Source organism: Burkholderia sp. TSV86 (assembly GCF_001522865.1).
Taxonomy (GTDB): domain Bacteria; phylum Pseudomonadota; class Gammaproteobacteria; order Burkholderiales; family Burkholderiaceae; genus Burkholderia.
This window is the reverse complement of record NZ_LOWB01000072.1, coordinates 131,776-137,775: the sequence shown is the minus strand read 5'-3', so window position 1 is coordinate 137,775 and position 6,000 is coordinate 131,776. Positions and strand designations below refer to the sequence as shown.

The following is a 6,000-nucleotide window of genomic DNA, read 5'->3' as shown; positions in this document are numbered from 1 at the left end:
GCTCGACCGCCCGAACGCGGTCTTCGTATGAATACATGGACTACCTCCAAGTAGTCCAAGATTTTGTCCGCATCCCCACCTTGCTGACGTTGTATTGCGCATGCAGCGACAGCACGCCGAAGCCGGCGCTCGGCCCGAAATCCTTGCCCACCACGTTGCCCTCATTCAGCGCATAGCGCCGCTGCGGCGCAACCACGCGCCACAAGCCGCCCGCCGCCCATGCGCCGCGCGCGTATTCGATGCCCAAGCGCGCTTCGAGCGGCGGCATCTGCGGCAACGGCGCACCGCTTTGCACATTGCGCCCCCATGCATAGGCAAGCGACGAATCGAAGCGCCACGGCGCGGCCGGCCGCCACGACGCGCCGATCTCGCCGCCCATGATCTGCGCATTCACGTTCGTCGCCCGCGTCGTCTGCCCCATCCGGCCCGTCATGTAATCGAACAGAATGAAGTCCTGCACGTAGCCCGCATAGGCGGACACCCATGCATCGAGTGCGCGGGTCTTGTACTGCGCGCCAACGTCGAGTTGCGTCGTCCTTTCGGGCCGGATCGCGGAAAACGCGTTGATCGAACCGATCGGGCCGCGCCGCGCCGAGAACAATTCCCAGTAATCGGGAAAGCGTTGCGCATGGCCCAAACCCGCATACCAAGTGACCGGCAACGACGCGAGATCATGCTCGTATCTGACGAAGCCGCTCGGCAGCACGCGCGAGCGCACATCGTCGAACGTCGGGTTACGCATGCTCATATGCATGCCGCCCGCCGTTGCGCGCTTGTCGCGCGCCGACGCGTAATCGAGCCGCGCGCCGCCGATCACCCGTGACGCGCTGCTCGCATGCCAGGTCAGCTCGCCGAACACGCCTGCGTTCCACATGTTGGCCTGCTGATTCCACGGCTGATCGCCGTAGTTTTGGATGCCCATTGCCGAGCGCGAATCGAGCCGATGCGATTGCGCGTCGATGCCCGTCACGAGCTTGAGCGCATCGGCAAAACGCAGCGTCGCGGCCATGCGCGCGCCGGCCGTGCGCCGCCGCACTTCCGAGGCCATCCGCATCGGCATGCTGCTGGTGGGATCGGGCATGCGCAACGTGTAGTTGTCCATCACATGATCGGCGACGTTGTAATAGACCTGCGCTTCGAGCCGATCAAGCACGCCGCCGATATGCTTCTTGTCGAATTTCAGGCCATAGGTCTCGCGCCGGAAATGCGCGCCATCCATCCCGCGGCCCGCGTAGCGTGCATAGCCGTCGCCAGTGCCGGCGCTCAGCTCGATGCGCGTGTTGTCGTCAGGCGTGAAGCCCAGCGCCGCATCCGCATTCCACTTGTCCCACTGCGACGGCACCGTGCGGCCATTGCCGTCCTTGTAATCCTGCGCGTGCGCGTGATTCGCGCTCACGCGGCCGTAGAAGTCCGGCGTACCCGCGGTCACGTCGACGTTCTGATCGTTGCGCCCGAACGAGCCGCCGACAACGCTGCCGTCGAACCGTATGCCCGGCGCCTTGAAGCGAGGCGTCACGCGTTCGAACAGCACCGTGCCGGCCGATGCGCCCGGCCCGTACAACACGGTCTGCGGCCCTTTGACGACGGTGACTTTGTCATAGCTCTCGGGCGCGATATACGACGTTGGCGCATCCATCCGGTTCGGACACGCACCGAGCGTCGGCAGTCCGTTCGCAAGAATGTTGAGCCGTGAGCCGAACATGCCGCGCAGTACCGGATCGCCGTTGGTGCCGCCGCTCCTGATCGACGCGAAACCAGGAATCGTCTTCAGATAATCGGCGCCGTCGCTTGCGGGCAACGGTTGGCGCGGCGTCTTGGGATGGCTGATCACGACCAGCGGCGTCGACTCCGGCGACGCGACGACTTCAATCGTCGGCAAGACGGGCGCGGCCGAAACGTTGACGGATTCGTGCTGCTGCGCCGGCCCGGCGGTTTGCGCGGCAGCCGTAGCGTAATGGAAAGCGAGCGCGCCGGCGACGAAGGCGGGTGCACTCAGCGGCGCGACGCGCCGATGGCTGCGTGCGCGAACGTCACGCGCGGCATGCGCGTGACGCGGGAATCGGATTGACATGGATCGAAACTCGAAAGGCGCCCGTCCGCTCGATCAAAGCATCGAACGGATACGGGCTTGGATGAACGGAAGTGGCTCGAACGTTCAGGCGTTTCGAGGAGGCGCACGCGGATACGCGTGCGAATGGCGTTCGGGCGAACGCTCGATCGTGTCGAAGAAAGCGGGAAGCGCGGCCGCCGCCGAATAGGCGGCAAATACCGGCGCTGCGGCAGTGCCGAGCGGCGGGCTGTGAGCGAAGAAAGCGCAATATCCGCATGCGTCGAGATGCAACGCATGGTGCCCGGCGCCGTGTCCGGATGCATGCACGCCGGCCCCGTCGTGCGCGACGCCGCAGATTGCGGCTTCGGGCCGCACGGTTGACCGTGCGTACACCTGCGATACGAGCGGCGCGGCGATCGCCAACCAGATCGCAAGCATGCCTAACCAGGCAGTCAATTTGCGAAATCGGTTGGACATGGTGCGAGCAGGCGTAAAGGGAATGTAATGCCGCCCGAATGTTACAGAATATTTACCGGCTTGGATAGCGCGCCGGCGGCGCGCTGAGTGCGCATCGCGTTACCGGGAGCGCATGGCGCTTTGCATATGCAACGGATGCATGCGCTCGCGGCAAAACCGTCAGAACGTCATGCGGCGCAACGTCGCATCCCGCTTGACGAAATGGTGCCAAAGCGCGGCAAGCGCATGCAGCCCGATCACGTAATAAAACACGTTACCGACGGTTTCATGCACCTCCTTGACCAGCGGCCGCAGATCGGGATTCGGGCCAAACAGCGTGAACGACCAGTCGACCCAGGCAAGCGTGACTGGCTTTCCGCCGAAATTCAGCAACATGATTCCGAGCAGCGGCTGAGCGACGATAAACACGTACAGCGCGACATGGGTGATTTTGGCCAGCACCGAGAGCCATGCCGACTGAGGCAGTGCCTGCGGCGCGCGGCTCACGAAACGCCAGACGATCCGCAGTACGGCGAGCGTCAGCACGAGCGTGCCGGCAAAAAGATGAACGTTCGACCAGAACACGCGGCTGTCGGAACCTTTCGGCCCGCGAATCTCGATCGCGAGATACGCGAGCGCGACCAGCACGAAGATTGCCCAATGAAAGAACACGGCGGGACGGTTGTAACGTGCTTGATCGGCAAAAATAGAGTTCATCGTGAATCGCATTCCTGTTGAGATAACCACCGCACGTTGCGCGGCATCGATTGCGCTATCCTCGAACAACACCCTGGCCGTCGCGTGCGCCGCGACAGCGTAATTTCATCGCATCACGTGAGGTTCGTCGATGCAGAAAGCCGTTTTCGTTGCAGCCTACCGGCTCCTCGGCTGCATGCTGATCCTGTCAGCGACGTTGTATAGCCTCGCGCTGCGGTGGGGCACGCCGACGTTCCGGCTCGGCAATTTCTTCAGCTACTTCACACAACTGAGCAACCTGCTCGCGGCGGTCGTGCTGCTTGCGGGCTTGTGGCTCGCCGCGCGGCCGCCGTCACCGCGCTACGAATCGGCTCGCGGCGCGGTCGTGCTTTACCTGGCGATTACCGGTATCGTCTACGCTCTGCTGCTGTCCCGCCTGGATTCAACCCATCATGTAACGCCGCATTATACGAACTGGATCCTGCATCGGATCATGCCGATCGTCGTATTTCTTGATTGGGTCTATGTTGCGCCGCGCGTGAGGATCGAGTGGGCGCATCTCGCGCGCTGGCTCGCGTTTCCGATTGCCTACCTCGCCTATACGCTCGTGCGCGGAGCGCTCGTCGATTGGTATCCATACCCGTTCGTCGATCCGCGCGCACATGGTTATCTGAATGTCGCCGTGTATTGCGGCGCGATCACGGCAGGCAGCGTGATGTTCGCCGCGATGATCGTCCTGCTCGGCAATCGGTCCGGCGCGTCGGCGATGCGTTTGGAAAGTAGTTGAGCGCGATCCGCCCGATACGGGAAAACCGTTGAGATTCATGCTCGAGAAGATCCGCGTGCCGGCGCTACAGCGACCGGGCACAACGCGCGAGCGACGGGCCGCCGGCGCGCGGCGCACCCGGTGGCCACGCAGCCGGCTTGTCGTCGCATGCGGCAAAAGCGCGCACGCACCTGCGGTATTCGGCGCTCAAGAGCCATTGCGCGGCAGCAGCCCGATCGGATCAACCGCCTTGCCGTTGCGACGCACTTCGAATTCGAACGTCGCACGGCCGCCCGCATCGGTAGCCATCTCCGCGACCGGTTGACCCGCGCTCACCGCATCGCCTTCATTGACGAGCAGCCTGTCGTTATGGCCATACGCGGTGATGAGGTCATTGTCGTGCTTCAAAATCACGAGCGGCCCATATGCGGCCACGCCCGAGCCTGCATAAACGACCCGGCCGGGCGCGGCCGCGCGCACCGTGTGGTCGTCGCCGGTGGCGGTGATCTCGATGCCGTGGTTCCTGCCCGAGCCGAACGGCGCCGTTACGGTGCCGCGCGCAGGCCACGCGAGCATAGGCGCCGTGGCAGCATCCGGCTGCGCGCTGGCGGCCGGCGGCTCAAGCGTCTGCGCGCTCGGCGGCGGCGCCGGTTCCGTCAGGCCGGGCGGCGGCGCCACGCGCAGCACCTGGCCGGGCGTCACCATATCGGTGGGTGCGATGTGGTTCCAGCGCGCGACATCCTGTGTGCTCTGCGCGAACGCGGCCGCCACGCTCGCGAGCGTATCGCCCGGATTGACCCGGTAATAGCCAGCAAGCACGCCGGGCGGCCGCGCAACCGGTTGCGCAGGCTGCTGCGTATGCTCGGGTTGCCACATATCGGTCCACGGCGTCACCGTGCAGCCGCCGACGAGCGCCGCGCCCGCCGCTACGAGCATCACGCGGATCGTATGACGCGTGTCGAGCCAATCCGGGAACAGGGTTCTTCTCAAACGTACCTCCGTCGTTTCTCCGCACTTGCAGCCGCGCATCCGATGCAACGGCCCAACCAGCCAAACCGGCCGCTCCTATCGGACCTCAAATACCGCCGTCGAGTTCGATGACGGGCATTCCCGCTTTGCCGAACGGATGCGCAGCACGCTCCATTCAGGCCGACGCGTAAAAGATGCCGCCGATATCGGGAATTTCCGCATATTCGCCGTCACTCCCGATAGCGCATCCCGACACCCTCGATCGAGCCCGGCAATGGCTTGCTCACCGTCGTTCACATTGCCATGGGTACGGCTGGCCAGCCCCATCCGCGCACCCTGAGGATGCCGCGCAGACGATATCGACGGCACCCCATGCACGCAATATGGCATTGCGTTGACCATGAACGATCTTCATCGGCGCCCCGATGCCGCTCGAGCCGGGCGCGCCTTCCTAAGTCATGGATAGTAACCTGCTCGGCCGGCACGGTGTAAATCGCCGGCGGGCGAGCGCTTGGAGTCTTGCGCCTTCCTTCCCGGAAGGGCAAAAGAATCAGCCCGCACGCTCCATTGATCGGAACGTGCGGGCTGAGGAGGGGATGACGCGTCCGGCTGGATCCGCTGCCGCCAAATCGAACCGCGGCGCGCGACGATGCTGCTCAATGACCCTTGTAGACCGGCGCGCCATCGGCGATGCGGTTGACCTTCCACGGCGAGCCGGATTCGACCGCCGCGGCCGGTTGCGCACCGTAGCCGCTCGTATCAGCCTTCGCTGCGGCATTGCTTTGCGCATGGACGCGCGCTTCGGCGGCCTGGATTTCTTCCGGGTAGTTCACGCGGTCGCTGGCCGGGTTGTAGCCTGCCTTCTCCAATTGGATCAGTTCGGCCTTCACCTCGGCGCGGCTCACCGCGCCATTGGCCTGCTGGGCGAACGAGACGGCGGGAACGGCAAAAGCGGCGGCGACTGCGACAGTAGCGATCAACGATTTCATGATGGAACCTCCGTAACTTTTTTGGCGTCGCGGCACACACCATGTGTACTGCGATTGACCGTAGTCTAGTCACC

The 6,000-nt window shown here is 64.2% G+C and carries 5 protein-coding genes and 1 pseudogene; 1 reads left to right on the top strand and 5 read right to left on the bottom strand.

Going from position 1 to position 6,000, the window contains the following annotated elements:
* Positions 1–67: 67 nt before the first annotated feature.
* The 3 genes and pseudogenes from WS68_RS11390 to WS68_RS11380 form a co-directional block, all read right to left on the bottom strand.
* Positions 68–2,071: pseudogene (locus WS68_RS11390) on the bottom strand (TonB-dependent copper receptor); the annotation flags it as partial.
* Between the two features lie 84 nt (positions 2,072–2,155).
* Positions 2,156–2,527 (bottom strand): DUF2946 domain-containing protein, encoded by a 372-nt coding sequence (locus WS68_RS11385; protein ID WP_059570923.1) that lies wholly within the window; start codon positions 2,525–2,527, stop codon positions 2,156–2,158.
* Between the two features lie 159 nt (positions 2,528–2,686).
* Positions 2,687–3,223, bottom strand: a complete 537-nt coding sequence (locus WS68_RS11380; protein ID WP_059570931.1) for a cytochrome b — start codon at positions 3,221–3,223, stop codon at positions 2,687–2,689.
* Positions 3,224–3,353: 130 nt separating this feature from the next.
* On the opposite strand from WS68_RS11380, the gene WS68_RS11375 reads away from it, so the two are divergent.
* On the top strand, positions 3,354–3,989 hold the full coding sequence (locus tag WS68_RS11375) for a Pr6Pr family membrane protein (protein WP_059570922.1): 636 nt from the start codon (positions 3,354–3,356) through the stop codon (positions 3,987–3,989).
* 186 nt (positions 3,990–4,175) lie between these two features.
* Here the strand turns inward: WS68_RS11375 and WS68_RS11370 are convergent, their stop codons facing one another.
* Positions 4,176–4,958, bottom strand: coding sequence for a peptidoglycan DD-metalloendopeptidase family protein (locus WS68_RS11370; protein WP_442857160.1), 783 nt, complete (start codon positions 4,956–4,958; stop codon positions 4,176–4,178).
* A 635-nt stretch (positions 4,959–5,593) separates the two neighbouring features.
* The gene (locus tag WS68_RS11365) at positions 5,594–5,926 is read right to left on the bottom strand and encodes a DUF4148 domain-containing protein (protein WP_059570921.1); all 333 of its coding nucleotides are present in this window, start codon (positions 5,924–5,926) and stop codon (positions 5,594–5,596) included.
* Positions 5,927–6,000 lie beyond the last annotated feature (74 nt).